This is a genomic window from Streptomyces sp. AC602_WCS936, from assembly GCF_019049125.1.
GTDB lineage: Bacteria > Actinomycetota > Actinomycetes > Streptomycetales > Streptomycetaceae > Streptomyces.
The window spans coordinates 48736-62200 of sequence record NZ_JAGMUF010000066.1 but is presented as its reverse complement, the minus strand read 5'-3'; the positions used below and the strand labels follow the sequence as shown (position 1 = coordinate 62200).

General features: G+C 73.1%; 12 protein-coding genes. 9 read left to right on the top strand and 3 right to left on the bottom strand.

Going from position 1 to position 13465, the window contains the following annotated elements; translation table 11 throughout:
* Positions 1-26: 26 nt before the first annotated feature.
* Positions 27-524 carry a nuclear transport factor 2 family protein gene (locus tag KUM03_RS22120; RefSeq protein ID WP_217251016.1) on the bottom strand — a complete coding sequence of 166 codons (498 nt, stop codon included), beginning with the start codon at positions 522-524 and terminating at the stop codon, positions 27-29.
* Positions 521-1396 carry a TIGR03619 family F420-dependent LLM class oxidoreductase gene (locus KUM03_RS22115; RefSeq protein ID WP_217251015.1) on the bottom strand — a complete coding sequence of 292 codons (876 nt, stop codon included), beginning with the start codon at positions 1394-1396 and terminating at the stop codon, positions 521-523. The genes KUM03_RS22120 and KUM03_RS22115 overlap by 4 nt, the downstream gene beginning before the upstream one ends.
* Positions 1397-1565: 169 nt before the next feature.
* Between KUM03_RS22115 and KUM03_RS22110 the strand changes: the two genes are divergently transcribed.
* Both KUM03_RS22110 and KUM03_RS22105 read left to right on the top strand, forming a co-directional pair.
* Positions 1566-2174 (top strand): TetR family transcriptional regulator, encoded by a 609-nt coding sequence (locus KUM03_RS22110; RefSeq protein WP_217251014.1) that lies wholly within the window; start codon positions 1566-1568, stop codon positions 2172-2174.
* 112 nt (positions 2175-2286) lie between these two features.
* Positions 2287-3063 (top strand): SDR family oxidoreductase, encoded by a 777-nt coding sequence (locus tag KUM03_RS22105; RefSeq protein ID WP_217251013.1) that lies wholly within the window; start codon positions 2287-2289, stop codon positions 3061-3063.
* 75 nt (positions 3064-3138) lie between these two features.
* Here the strand turns inward: KUM03_RS22105 and KUM03_RS22100 are convergent, their stop codons facing one another.
* On the bottom strand, positions 3139-4782 hold the full coding sequence (locus tag KUM03_RS22100; protein WP_217251012.1) for a class I adenylate-forming enzyme family protein: 1644 nt from the start codon (positions 4780-4782) through the stop codon (positions 3139-3141).
* 280 nt (positions 4783-5062) lie between these two features.
* Between KUM03_RS22100 and KUM03_RS22095 the strand changes: the two genes are divergently transcribed.
* The 7 genes from KUM03_RS22095 (at position 5063) to KUM03_RS22065 (ending at position 13442) form a co-directional block, all read left to right on the top strand.
* The gene (locus tag KUM03_RS22095) at positions 5063-6673 is read left to right on the top strand and encodes an ABC transporter substrate-binding protein (protein WP_217251011.1); all 1611 of its coding nucleotides are present in this window, start codon (positions 5063-5065) and stop codon (positions 6671-6673) included.
* 67 nt (positions 6674-6740) lie between these two features.
* Positions 6741-7709, top strand: coding sequence for an ABC transporter permease (locus tag KUM03_RS22090; RefSeq protein WP_217251010.1), 969 nt, complete (start codon positions 6741-6743; stop codon positions 7707-7709).
* The gene (locus tag KUM03_RS22085) at positions 7702-8736 is read left to right on the top strand and encodes an ABC transporter permease (protein ID WP_217251009.1); all 1035 of its coding nucleotides are present in this window, start codon (positions 7702-7704) and stop codon (positions 8734-8736) included. Before KUM03_RS22090 ends, KUM03_RS22085 begins: the two co-directional genes overlap by 8 nt.
* Positions 8733-9743 (top strand): ABC transporter ATP-binding protein, encoded by a 1011-nt coding sequence (locus KUM03_RS22080; protein WP_308406381.1) that lies wholly within the window; start codon positions 8733-8735, stop codon positions 9741-9743. Before KUM03_RS22085 ends, KUM03_RS22080 begins: the two co-directional genes overlap by 4 nt.
* On the top strand, positions 9740-10738 hold the full coding sequence (locus KUM03_RS22075; protein ID WP_217251008.1) for an ABC transporter ATP-binding protein: 999 nt from the start codon (positions 9740-9742) through the stop codon (positions 10736-10738). The genes KUM03_RS22080 and KUM03_RS22075 overlap by 4 nt, the downstream gene beginning before the upstream one ends.
* Complete coding sequence (locus tag KUM03_RS22070) at positions 10735-12006, top strand: NADH:flavin oxidoreductase (protein WP_308406380.1); 1272 nt, start codon at positions 10735-10737, stop codon at positions 12004-12006. The genes KUM03_RS22075 and KUM03_RS22070 overlap by 4 nt, the downstream gene beginning before the upstream one ends.
* Before the next feature lie 20 nt (positions 12007-12026).
* Positions 12027-13442, top strand: a complete 1416-nt coding sequence (locus KUM03_RS22065) for an amidase (protein ID WP_217251007.1) — start codon at positions 12027-12029, stop codon at positions 13440-13442.
* The last annotated feature ends 23 nt before the right edge of the window (positions 13443-13465 follow it).

The following is a 13465-nucleotide window of genomic DNA, read 5'->3' as shown; positions in this document are numbered from 1 at the left end:
TCACCGCTCCCTCGCGCGCCGTTTCCTCAGCCGCCCGCCGGTTCGCCGCGCACCCCGCCGGCCAGCAGGGCGGGCGACTCCGGACGGCCGTCCAGGATCCGGTTCGTGCGCGTCACCACCTGCCACCCGGCGCCGCAGGCCGCGCGGCGCAGCCGCCAGTGGTTCGCGGTGGCCCGGCGCACCACGTACCGGCCGGCCTCGTGCACCACCATCAGCGAGTGGCACACCGCGACCGCCTCGTCGCCGTCGACCGTGATGTGCGGCGGCCCCACGACGTGCGCACAGCCCTGCCGGATCCACCCCTGGTGGGCGGCGGACCGCACCATCTCCCGGACCTGCTCCCGGCCCGCGAGGAACAACTCGTCGATGTCGTAGACCCCGTCGGGAGCCCACAGCGCGGCGACACCGTCCGCGTCGCCGCCGTCGACCAGCGGCCCGTAGGACGCCATCATCCTGGCGATGTCCCGCTCGTCCTCCAGGCGCCGCAGCCGCGCCTCGACGGTGGCCGGCCGGTCCCCGCTCATGCCCGGACCTCCCCGGCCGGCCCGACGCCGGTGATTTCGGCAAGGGACTCCAACTGCTCGGCGTAGTGGCTCACGGACCCGGCCGTCAGCGACACGCCGGCCAGCGTGGCGCCCGCGCCGGACACCTTCCGCAGCGTCGCCGCCGTACCGTCCGGGTCCCCGCCCGGATCGAGCGGGCGGCCCGCACTCAGCACCACCTCGAAGCCCTCCGGCAGCTCTACCGCACCGAGCATCTCGCGCAGCCGGTCCAGCCCCAGCCCGAACGGCACCCACCCGTCACCGTGCGCCACCGCCCGGCGCAGCGAACGCGGGGTACGGCCGCCGATCCACAGCGGCACCCTCTCCTGCACGGCGTGCGGCTCCACCACGAAGCCCTCGTAGTCGAAGTGCTCACCGTGGTAGGCGGGTTCACGCCGGGACAGCGAGGACCGCAGCGCCGCGAGCGCGTCGTCGGCGAGGGCGCCCCGTCCCTCGAAGGCCGCGCCCAGCAGCCGGAACTCCTCCTCCAGACTGCCCACGCCGAGCCCCAGGACGAGCCGTCCGCCCGATATCCGGTCCAGTGTCCCGTAGCGCTTGGCCACCGCCAGCGGGTGGTGGTAGCCGAGGACCAGGACCTGGGTGGCGAACCGGATGCGGCGGGTGCGGGCGGCGAGGTAGCCGAAGGTGGCGAGCGGATCCCAGTAGGTGCCTCCGCGCTGTTCGGCCACGTCCGCGGGCACGGCGACATGTTCCGAGCAGGTCAGATGGTGGAAGCCGAGCCGGTCGGCGACCTCGGCGACCGCCCCCAGCTCCTCGATCCCGGCGGTTCGCTCCCACGGGGAGTGGGCGCCGGGCACGGCAGTGACGACGGGACTGGTGATGCCGATCCGCATGAGGGCACCTCTCTCGGAACAGGACGTCAGGGGGCGGGTCAGGGCCATCAAGTCACCGGCCCCCGCCCGGCGCGGGCCCGGGTCCCACTGAACGGAACGCCCGAACCCGGTCCGTACCGCGCGCGAGACGATCGGCGGCCGACGGAAGGACACCCCCCCCGTGCCCCGGATGACCGGCGACAGAACCCCCGCGCACCCGAACTCCGCCGCACAGCACCGCCGTTACGCCCGCATCCTGCGAGTCGCGGCGCGCCTCGGCGCCCGGCACGGCCTCGAACGGATGCAGATGCACGACGTCGCCAGGGAGTCCGGCGTCGCGATCGCCACCCTGTACCGCTACTTCCCGTCCAAGACCCACCTGTTCGCCGCGGTCATGCGCGCCCAGGTGCTGCGCCTCGCCGCCGACACCCCGCCGCCCGCGCCGGGCACCGGGCCGGTGGACGCCGTGACGGACCTGCTCACCGGCGCGAGCCGGCAGCTGTTCGAACAACCCAGGCTGGCGCTCGCGATGATGCAGGCCAACAACGCGGCGCTCGCCGTCGGCGGCGGACCGTCCCGGGGCACGGACGAGATCCTCGCCGACCTGGTGCTGCGCACCGCGGGAGTGACCGATCCCGGGGAGCGGGACCGCCGGGTGGTCCGCATCCTGGAGCAGGCCTGGTACGGCCTGCTCACCACCGTCCTCTACGAACGCTCGTCGCCCGAGGCGGCCCAGGACGGCATCCGGCTGGCCTGCCGCCTGCTGCTCGGACCGGTCCTCGAGGACAGTCGAGCGTGACACCCCCTCAGGACGCCGGGGCCCGTCCGGTCACCGGGACTGCGCCCGGCCCCCGCCGCGACACGCGGCTACGGTGCGGCAAGATCACCGGCCGCAGACCCAGGAGTACCCCATGCCACGCAACGTCGTCGTCACCGGATCCGGCTCGGGAATCGGCGCCGCCCTCACCGCCATGCTCCGCGCCCGCGGCGACCGCGTCATCGGCGTCGACCTGCGCGGAGCCGAGATCGACGCCGACCTGTCCACGCCGGACGGTCGGGCCGCGGCCGCCGAGAGGGCCGTCGCGGCGGCGGGCGGCGCGGTGGACGCGGTCGTCACCTGCGCCGGCACCTCGGTGCCGGGACCGGCGATGGTCACGGTGAACTACTTCGGCACCACCGAGTTCGTGACCGCCCTGCGCCCGGCCCTCGCCGCCGCCCCGCAGCCCCGGGCCCTCCTCATCGGCTCCATCTCCGGCACCCAGCCCCACGACTCCGACGTCGTCGCCGCCTGCCTCGCCGCCGACGAGCCCGCCGCCCTGGCCCACGCCGACCGGGCCGTCGCCGACGGACGCGCCCGGCAGCTGTACCCCTCCTCCAAGGCGGCGCTCGCCCAGTGGGCGCGGCGCACCGCCGTCACCGACGGCTGGGCCGGCGCCGGCATCCCCCTGAACGTGGTGGCACCGGGCATCGTCCTCACCCCGATGAGCGCGGACATCTTCGACGACCCGGAGATGAAGAAGGTCATGGACGCGGCGGTGCCCATGCCGCTCAACGGCTACCTCCAGCCCGAGGACGTGGCCCGCACCGTGCTCTTCCTCGCCTCCGAGGACAACAGCCACATCACCGGCCAGGTGCTCTACGTCGACGGCGGCGCCGAGACGGTGCTGCGCGGACCCGAGGACTTCTGAGTCGCGCTCCGGCGTCGTCCCTCACCACCGCGCCCCCGACCGCACACGGCGGCCGGGGGCGTCTTCAAGTCCGCGTCAGACCCGCACCGCGCGCCGGACGACCTTCCCCGTCGCGTTCCGCGGCAGCGCGTCGGTGGTCAGCCGCCAGTGCTTCGGCACCTTGAAGTAGGCCAGCTCGCCCGCCGCGTACTCCCGCAGCTCCTCCTGAGTGACCGCCGCCCCGGGGCGGAGCACCACGACGGCCGCCACCTCCTGCCCGAGGTCGGGATGCGGCACACCCATCACCAGGCACTCCCTGACGGCCGGGTGTTCACTCAGGACCGTCTCGATCTCCGCCGGATAGACGTTCTCACCGCCCCGGATGATGAGGTCAGAACGGCGCGTGCTGAGGTACAGTCGGCCCTCCCGCAGGCACCCCAGGTCCCCGGTGCGCAGCCAGCGGTCCGCGTCGAAGGCGTTCGCGGTGGCCTCGGGGTCACGCCAGTAGCCCCGCATGTTGTACATGCTGCGCGCCCACACCTCACCCTCCTCGCCCTCGCCGAGGACCTCACCGCCCGGCCCCCGGATCTCCAGCCGCACCCCGGTGACGGGCCGGCCCAGCGTGCCCGGCGCCACCGCCAGCTCCTGCGGACTCGCCGCGGCGACCGCAGTGCAGGACTCGGTCAGTCCGTAGCTGTCCACCAGCGAGTTCCTCGCGAACGGCAGCTCCTTGCGCAGGCGCTCCTTGAACTCCGTCGACGACGGCGCCGAGGCCAGGGCGAACGCCGTCAGCGACGACGTGTCGTACCGGTCGGCACGGCCGTGCTCCAGCAGCCGGTGCGCCATCGTCGGCACCGCGCCCCAGTTGGTGACGCGTTCCCGCTCGACCATGCCCAGGACCGCGTCGGCGTCGAAGGCGCCCTGGTGCAGGGCGATCCGGCTGCCCGTGGCCAGGCGCGGCACGGCCAGGTTGTGCAGGCTCGCGATGTGGAACAGCGGCAGGGTGAGCAGGTAGACCCGGTCCTCGGGCGCCAGCGGATCGCCGTACTCCAGCAGCAGGGCGTCGTTGAGACGGTGGTACTCCACGACGGCCAGCAGGTTCCGATGGGTGTGCACGGCGCCCTTGGGACGCCCCGAGGTGCCGGAGGTGTACAGGATCACCGCCGGGTCGTCCTCGGCGACGTCGGCGGACGGCAGCGGCGCGTCCACATGCGCGGTGAGGAAACGGCGGACGTCGTCCTCCAGGGACAGCACCGGCACCGGGCAGCCACTGAGCTTCGCCACCTGCTTCGCGTCGGCCACCACCAGCGCGGGCTCCGCGTTCTCCAAGCCGTACTCCGTCTCCCGCGCGGACCACCAGGCGTTGAAACCGACCGCCACCGCGCCCAGCGACACCACCGCCCAGAACGTCTGGATCCACTCCGGCGAGTTGGCGCCCGCGATGGCGACCCGGTCGCCCCGCGAGATCCCGTACTCCTCACTCAGCACGCGCGCCAGCGACGACACCCGGGCGGCGTGCTCGGCGAAGGTGAGGCGCTCGCGCGCGGTGACGACGTAGGTGCGGTCGCCGTACGCGACGGAGGCGTGCAGTACCTCGTGCAGGGCCCGCTGCCGGTGGGCGAAGACCGGCAGCCGGGTGCCCAGCACGTCGTCGTCGATGAGCTCGAACCGCCCGCCGGGAGCCGTGAGCCGATCGGCTCGGTCGCGGGCGGCGGAGCGGTGGTCCGTGTCGCTGGGCATCGGGGACTCCTGGTGCGTCGGGAACTCCACTGGTGATCGCGGTCGGGGCCAGTGTCGGCCGGGGAGCGGGCGCGTTCCCCGCCGGTTCCGGTCACCGGGACACCGTGCCACGACGCCGGTGCCGGGAGAACCGCCGCGCCGCACCGACGGGCCGCGCAAGGGCGGGCTCCCGGTGAGTGGGATGCGTCACGTCGGCCGGATTTCGCCCGCCGTAGCGTCCCCCCACCCGATCCGGCCCCGGTTCGTCTCCGCTCCCGCCACCGGACACCTGGAGGACACCATGAAGCGAGCACCACGGGCGCGAGCCCGCCTGGCCGCGGCCCTGGCCGCCGCGGCACTGCTCACCTCCGCATGCGTCTCGCCCGACGACGCCGGCAGCGGCGAACAGAAGACCGAACGCGGCCGCTACACCTTCGGCAAGGTCGGCAAGCAGCCAGAAGCGGGTGAGCCGGTCCGCGGCGGGACCCTGCACTTCGCCGACTACGCCGAGGCCCGCAGCCTCAGCCCCGCGGCGACCTACGCCACCGGCGCCTCCGGCGGCTCCGCGCTCGCCGCCGTCTACGACGTGCTGATGCGTTACGACACCGCCGCCAACACGTACGAACCGTGGCTGGCCGAATCCCTTCGGTCCACCGACGACGCCAAGACGTGGACGCTCAAGCTCCGCGACGGAGTCGAGTTCTCCGACGGCACCCCGCTCGACGCCGACGCCGTCGTCGGCAGCATCGAGTGGTACCAGGAGAACAAGGGCGCCGACACGGCCCTGCTCGCGCCCAACCTCGGGAAGATGGAGGCCACCGACGACTCCACCGTCGTCTTCACCCTCCGCAACTCCTGGGCCACCTTCCCCGCGATGCTCGCCCAGGCACCCGGCATGATCGTCGCGCCCGCCGCGTACGACGGGAAGACGTTCGAGCCGATCGGCGCCGGCCCCTTCACCCTGGGCACGTACGCGCCGCAGGAGGAGATGGTCCTCAAGGCGAACAAGAACTACTGGAAGGGCGAGCCGTACCTCGACGCCCTGCGCTTCACCTGGCCGCAGGCCGACCGCGCCAAGCTGGAGGCACTGAACGACGGCACGGCCGACGTGGTGTACATGCGCAGCCCGGACGTCGTCGACGACGCCGTGAAGGAGGGCCACCCCGGTGAGCTGACCCTCACCGGGCTCGGCAACATGGTCGTCATCAACACCCGCGAGGGCCGGCCCGGCGCCGACCTGCGCGTCCGCAAGGCCATGGCCCTGGCCCTCGACCCGGCCCTCGACACCGAACGCGCCTACGACGGAAAGGGCCTGCCCGGTCAGGAGATCTTCCCGCCCGAGTCGCGCTGGCACTCCGACGTGGAGCCGATCGGCATCGACCTCGACCGGGCCAAGCAGCTGCTCGCCGCGGCCAAGAAGGACGGCTACGACGGCACCATCACCTACATGGACGGCACCGACCCCGTCTCCCGGGCCAAGGCCGTCGTCACCAAGGCGATGCTCGAACGGGTCGGCTTCAAGGTCGAGCTCGACCTGGTCTCCTCCATCGCCGACCGGACCGCCAAGACCTACGTCGAGCACGACTTCGACATCAGCCGCGGCGCGGCCAGCGTCTCCGAGAGCGACCCCTACCACCGTCTGCAGAGCGTCCTGAACTCCAAGAGCTACGGCAACCCCGGCGGCTACGCCAACCCCGAGATGGACCGCCTCCTCGTCGAGTTGCAGGGCGCGCAGGGCGAGGCGGAGACCCAGCGGGTCCTCGACGACATCCAGAAGCTCTTCAACGAGGACGTTCCGCTCGTCAACCTCGGCGCCAGCGCCGCGTTCACCGCCTGGGGCGAGAACGTGCACGGCATCGTGCCGACCGACGAGTACATGGCCCTCTTCGGCGAGGCCTGGATCGGCAAGTGAATCCCGCCGCTCCCGCCACGCCCGCCGCCCCCGGCCCGACGGCACCGGGCAGATCTGGAGGAGAACCATGAGTCCCGCCGCGTTGCGCCGACTGGCCCTTCGGGTGCTGGAACTCGTCGGCGTGCTGTTCATCGCGAGCATCGGGGTGTTCTCCCTGGTGGTCCTCATGCCCGGCGACCCGGCCGTCGACATCCTCGGGGCCGGCCGGGCACCCGCCGAGTACGCCGCGCTCCGCACGGAACTCGGCCTCGACGAGCCGCTGGTCAGCCGCTACTTCGACTGGCTGGGCGGCGTCCTCACCGGTGACCTGGGCCGGTCCGTCGTCCCGCCGCAGAGCGACGTCACCGACCGGGTGCTGTCCGCCCTGCCGGTCAGCCTGGAGATCGCGGCGCTCGGCCTGCTCATCGCCCTGCTGATCGCGGTGCCGCTCGCCATGTGGTCGGCGTATCGGGAAGGCTCGGTGGCCGACCGGGTCATCAGCGCCGGCACCTTCGGTGTGCTGTCCGTGCCCAGCTTCCTCGCCGGGCTGCTGCTGATCCTGGTCATGGTCAACTCGGTGGGCTGGTTCCCCCGTTCCGAGTGGGTGCGGATCGGCGACGGCGACCTGCCGGCCAACCTGCACCACGCCTTCCTGCCCGCCCTGACCGTCGCCCTCGCCGAACTCGCCATGTTCACCCGGGTCCTGCGCGGCGACCTCATCGTCACCCTCCGCGAGGACTACATCCTCGCTGCCCGCGCCAAGGGCATGCACCCGCTGCGCATCCTGTTCACCGACGCCCTGCGCCCCTCCTCGTTCTCCCTGGTCACCCTGCTCGGCCTGAGCCTCGGCCGGCTGATCGGCTCCACCGTCGTCGTCGAGTACCTCTTCTCGCTGCCCGGCATGGGGACCCTCATCGTCAACGCCGCCGGCCAGGGCGACTACCCGATGGTCCAGGGCGCCGTGCTCACCATCGCCGTGATCTACGTGGTGATCAACGCCGGCATCGACCTCTCCTACGGCTACCTCGACCCGAGGACGCGACGTGTCCATGTCTGACATCGCTCCGCGTACGCGGACCGCCTTCCCGCCGCCCCTGCTCGTCGGCGTCGGCCTCACCGTCGTCGGCCTGGTCCTGCTGGTGTTCGGCGCGACCACACCCCAACTCGTCACGCCCGCCAAGGCCGCCGTCGCCCTCCTCGGCCTCGGCCTGCTGTTCGCCGGCGCCTCCCGGCTCGGTAAACGGTGGGCGGGCCCGGGCTTCGACGTCGTGTTCTGGTTCGGCGCCGGCTGGCTGCTGCTGCTCGGCCTCGCGATCCTGTGCGCCCCGTGGCTGCCGCTCGCCGAGGACCGCGACGTCGCGAGCACGGTCGCCGAACCCGTCTTCGCCACCCCCACGTTCACCGGCGCCCACCCGCTCGGCACCAACGCCTTCGGCCTCGACCTGCTCGCCAGGTCCCTCTACGGCGCCCGTTCCTCGCTGCTGATCTCCCTGTCCGCGGTAGCCCTCGGCACCGTCATCGGCGGCGCGATCGGCATGGTCGCCGGCTACTTCCAGAAGACCGTCGACCGGGCCGTGGGCATCGCGACCAACTCCCTGCTCGCCGTGCCCCCGCTGATCCTGCTCATCGCCCTCGCCACCGTCCTGGAACCGCACCTGCGCAACGTCGCCTTCTCCCTGGCACTGCTCACGATCCCCGGCATGGTGCGCCTGGCCCGCGCCACCACCATGGCCTACGCCAACCGGGAGTTCGTCGTCGCCGCCCGCGCCATGGGCGCCACCCGCTCCCGCATCCTGCTGCGCGAACTGCTGCCCAACGTGCTGCTGCCGGTGCTGTCCCTCGCCGTCGTGATGATCTCGGTGCTGATCGTCGCCGAGGCCTCCCTCAGCTTCCTCGGCCTCGGCATCCAGCCGCCGGAACCCACCTGGGGAAACATGATCGCCGAGGGGGAGGGCCAGGTCTTCGAGGAGCACCCGCACATCGTCCTCGTGCCCGGCGCCTTCCTCTTCCTCACCGTGTTCGCCTTCAACATCGTCGGCGAGAAGGCTCGCGGACGCTGGGACTCCCGGAGCGTGAAACTGTGACCCCGCCCGCGCTGCTCACCGCCACCGACGTACGCACCGCCTTCCACACGCCCCGCGGGCCCGTGCGGGCCGTCGACGGCGTGTCCCTCACCCTCGCCGAGGGCGAGACCCTCGGCATCGTCGGCGAGTCCGGGTCGGGCAAGTCCGTGCTCGGCCGCACCCTCATGGGGCTGATCACCGACGGCCCCGGCACCACCGTGTCCGGCACGGTCCTCATCGGCGGCAAGGACGTCCACGCCCTGAGCCCCGCCGGGCGGCGCGCCCTGTGGGGGACCGACGTCGCCATGGTCTTCCAGGACCCGATGACCTCCCTCAACCCCGTCAAGAAGGTCGGCACCCACCTGACCGAGAGCCTCCGGCTGCACCTCGGTCTCAGCCGCGCCGACGCGGGCGAGCGGGCCGTCGACCTGCTCCGCCAGGTCGGCATCCCCGAACCGTCCCGGCGGGCCGGGCAGTACCCGCACGAACTGTCCGGCGGCATGCGCCAGCGCGTCGTCATCGCCATGGCCCTCGCCTGCGGCCCCCGGCTCCTCATCGCCGACGAACCGACCACCGCGCTCGACGTCACCGTGCAGAAGCAGATCCTCGATCTGCTGCGCTCGCTCACCGAGGAACTGCGCATGGCGACCGTCCTCATCAGCCACGACCTCGCCACCGTCGCCGGCCGCACGGACCGCGTCGCGGTGATGTACGCGGGCCGCCTCGTCGAGTACGCGGACACGGCCGCCGTCTTCGACCGCCCCCGGCACCCCTACAGCCGGGCGCTCATCGCCTCCATCCCGCGCCTCGACCTGCCCCCGCACACCCTGCTGCCCACCATCGAGGGCCGCCCGCCCAACCTGCTGCACCCGCCCGCCGGATGCCGCTTCGCCCCGCGCTGTGCCACCGCCACCGACCGCTGCGCCACCGAGGCCCCGCCGCTCACCGGATACGCCGGTGACCGCGACACCGGGGGAGTCGTCGCCTGCCACCACCCCTTGGACGCCACCGAGGAGGCGACCGTATGACCACCACCCCGGACGCCCCCGCCCTGTCGGCGCGGCACCTCGTCGTGGAGTTCCCGGCCGGACGCGGTCAGAAGGTGCACGCCGTCTCCGGCGTCTCCCTCCAGGTCGCGGCGGGCGAAACCCTCGGCATCCTCGGCGAGTCCGGCTGCGGCAAGTCCACGGTCGGCCGTTCCCTGATCCAGTTGCCGCCGCCCGACTCCGGCACCGTCCGCCTCGGCGACCTCACCCTCACCGGGCTCGCCCCGCGCGAACTGCGCCGCGCCCGCGCCCGGATGCAGATCATCATGCAGGACCCGGTCTCCGCCCTGAACCCCCGCCGCAGGGTCAAGGACCTGGTGTGGGAAGGCCCGTCGATCTGGGGCGACGGCGGCGACACCCGCGACAAGGACGCCCGTGTCGACGCCGCCCTGCGCGACGTCGGTCTCGACCCCGCGACCGTACGGGACCGCAGACCGCACGAACTCTCCGGCGGCCAGTGCCAGCGGGTCTGCATCGCCCGCGCACTCATGCTCGACCCCGAGGTACTGATCTGCGACGAACCCGTCTCCAGTCTGGACGTGTCGGTCCAGGCGCAGATCCTCAACCTGCTGGAAACAACGGCCCGCCGGCGCTCGCTGAGCATGGTCTTCATCGCGCACGACGTGTCCGTGGTGAAGAACATCAGCGACCGCGTGATGGTGATGTACCTCGGGAAGGTCTGCGAGGTACTGCCCTCCGACGACATGCAGCACGAGGCCGCCCACCCCTACACCCGGCTCCTGCTCGCCTCCCTCCCCGAGGCACAGCTCGACCCCGCCGCACCCGCCGGCACCGCCGCCGGGACACCGGCCGCCGAACTGCCCTCACCCCTGAACCCGCCGTCGGGCTGCCGCTTCCGCACCCGCTGCCCGCTGGCCACCGAACGGTGCGCCGCCGAGGAGCCCGCCCAGCGGGAGCTCCGCCCCGGCCACCGGATCGCCTGCCACCACGCCGAACCGAGGAGGAACACCCCGTGACCACCAGCGAGACCCCCGCCGCCCCGCAGAGCCCCGCCACCCCTCAGACCCCGGCCGCCCCCGACGTGCTGGCCCCCGCCAAGCTGGGCCCCGTCGAACTGCGCAACCGCGTCATCAAGGCCGCCACCTACGAGGGCCTCAGCCACAAGTCCCTGGTCACCAAGGACCTCGTCGACTTCCACGTCGCCTACGCCCGAGGCGGCGTCGGCATGACCACCGTCGCCTACTGCGCCGTCGCCAAGGAGGGCCGCACCGACCGCCACCAGATCCACTGGACGGACGAGGCGATGCCCGGCCTGCGGGCCCTCACCGACGCCGTGCACGCCGAGGGCGCCGCGGTCTCGGCCCAGATCGGCCACGGCGGCCCCGTCGCCAACCCCAAGGGCAACGGCGCCCCCGCCCTCTCCCCGTCCCGGCACTTCCACGCCACCACCCTGTCCTTCGCCCAGGAGGCGACCCTCGCCGACATCGACCGCATCACCGAGGCCCACGCCGAGGCCGCCCGCCGCGCGATCGAGGCCGGCTTCGACGCCGTCGAGGTGCACCTCGGCCACAACTACCTGGCCAGCTCCTTCCTCAGCCCCAAGGTCAACCACCGCACCGACGCCTACGGCGGCAGCCTGGCCAACCGCGCCCGGTTCGCCCGCGAGATCATGCGGGCCGTCCGCGACGCGGTCGGCGGGCGCATCGCCGTCATCGCGAAGATGAACATGGACGACGGCGTCCCCGGCGGCTTCTGGCTCGACGAAGCCATCCCGGTGGCCCAGTGGCTCGAACAGGACGGCACGGTCGATGCCCTGGAGATGACCGCGGGCAGTTCCCTGCTCAACCCCATGTACCTCTTCAAGGGCGACGCACCGCTCAAGGAGTTCGCCGCGATCATGCCGCAGCCGATCAAGCTCGGCGTCCAGACGGTCGGCAAGCGGTTCCTGCGCAGCTACCCCTACCGGGACGCCTACCTCCTGGAGGACGCCCGGCAGATCCGCGCCGCCGTGAAGCTGCCGATGATCCTGCTCGGCGGCATCACCGACAAGCCCGTCATGGACCTCGCGATGCGCGAGGGCTTCGAGTTCGTCGCCATGGCCCGCGCCCTGCTGCGCGAACCCGACCTGGTCAACCGGCTGCGGGAGGACGCCGGTACGCCGTCCCTGTGCATCCACTGCAACAAGTGCATGCCGACCAACTTCACCGGCACCCGCTGCGTCCTGGTCGACCGCGGCACCACCCGCCGCGAGACCTGGGGCAAGCCCGCCGGGTACGTGGCATGAGGGGCCCCGACGTACGTGGCGTGAGGGGCCCCGACGCGGTCGCCACGGCCGCCGCCGTCCGCAACGGCGAGAGCGACGCCCGCACCGTCACCGAGCAGGCCATCGCCCGCATCGAGAAGCTGAACCCCGCCCTCAACGCGGTGATCCACACCCGGTTCGAGGCCGCCCTCGCCGAAGTGGCCGCCGGCCTGCCCGACGGCCCGCTGCACGGCGTACCCATGCTGGTCAAGGACCTCGGCACCGAGGTCGAGGGCCTGCCCGCGACCGGCGGCAGCCGCCTCTTCGCCGGACCCGCGGCCCGGCGCGACAGCGAACTGGTCGCCCGCTACCGCCGCGCCGGCGCCGTCGTCCTCGGCACCACCAACACGCCCGAGCTGGGCCTCAACGCCTCCACTGAACCGGCCCTCTTCGGACCGACCCGCAACCCCTGGAGCGGTAAGCACTCACCGGGCGGGTCCAGCGGAGGCTCGGCGGCGGCGGTGGCGGCCGGCCTGGTCCCGGTCGCGCACGCCAGCGACGGCGGCGGCTCCATCCGCATCCCGGCGGCGGCCTGCGGGCTCTTCGGCCTCAAGCCCAGCCGCGGCCGCGTCTCACCGGCACCCCGGCCCACCACCCTGTCCGGCCTGGTCTCCGGACACCACGCCGTCACCACCACCGTCCGCGACAGCGCGCTGCTCCTCGACGTCGCCGCCGGCCCGCTGCCCGGCGACGCGTACGCCGCACCCCAGCCGGTGGCGCCCTTCGCCGAACTCGCCCGCCGCGACCCGGGCCGGCTGCGGATCGGCCTGCTCACCGACCTGCCGGACGGCCCCGACGTGCACCCGGACTGCGCCGGGGCCGCACGCGCCGCCGCCCTGCTGTGCGAACGCCTCGGCCACGAGGTCGTCGAGACCACCGCCCGCTACCGGCCCGCCGACGTCGGCCGCACCTCGGGCGTACTGATGGGCGCCGACCTCGTCGCACAGATCGACGCCCGCCTCGCCCAGCTCGGCCGGCCCCTGGCCGACGACGACGTGGAGTCCTTCACCCGGGTCCTCCTCGAGACCTACCGGGCGCTGCCCGCCGCCGACGTCAGCCGCGCGCTGCGCCGGGCCCAGGAGATCGGCTGGGCCGTCGGCGCCGCGTTCCGCGAGGTCGACGTACTGCTCAGCCCGACGCTCGCGCAGCCGACACCCCCGCTCGGCACCCTGGACACATCCGACCCGGAGTCGATCTACCGGCACGCCTCCGTGTACTCAGCCTTCACCAGTGTCCACAACGTCACCGGGATGCCGGCGATGTCCGTCCCCTTCGGCCACGACGCCCAGGGCCTGCCGCTCGGCGTGCAGTTCGCCGCGCCCCTCGGCGGCGAGGGAGTGCTGCTCGCCCTCGCGGCACAGCTGGAGGAGGCGGCGCCCTGGGACGGCCCGCCCACCACCCGCGACCAGTGGCCGTAGGCTGATCGGCGAAGATGGCTGGG

Coding starts and splice junctions, on each gene's coding strand:
- KUM03_RS22100 (WP_217251012.1), bottom strand. CDS start 4,782: ATGCCCAGCGACACGGACCACCGCTCCGCCGCCCGCGACCGAGCCGAT.
- KUM03_RS22105 (WP_217251013.1), top strand. CDS start 2,287: ATGCCACGCAACGTCGTCGTCACCGGATCCGGCTCGGGAATCGGCGCC.
- KUM03_RS22090 (WP_217251010.1), top strand. CDS start 6,741: ATGAGTCCCGCCGCGTTGCGCCGACTGGCCCTTCGGGTGCTGGAACTC.
- KUM03_RS22085 (WP_217251009.1), top strand. CDS start 7,702: ATGTCTGACATCGCTCCGCGTACGCGGACCGCCTTCCCGCCGCCCCTG.
- KUM03_RS22075 (WP_217251008.1), top strand. CDS start 9,740: ATGACCACCACCCCGGACGCCCCCGCCCTGTCGGCGCGGCACCTCGTC.
- KUM03_RS22115 (WP_217251015.1), bottom strand. CDS start 1,396: ATGCGGATCGGCATCACCAGTCCCGTCGTCACTGCCGTGCCCGGCGCC.
- KUM03_RS22095 (WP_217251011.1), top strand. CDS start 5,063: ATGAAGCGAGCACCACGGGCGCGAGCCCGCCTGGCCGCGGCCCTGGCC.
- KUM03_RS22110 (WP_217251014.1), top strand. CDS start 1,566: ATGACCGGCGACAGAACCCCCGCGCACCCGAACTCCGCCGCACAGCAC.
- KUM03_RS22120 (WP_217251016.1), bottom strand. CDS start 524: ATGAGCGGGGACCGGCCGGCCACCGTCGAGGCGCGGCTGCGGCGCCTG.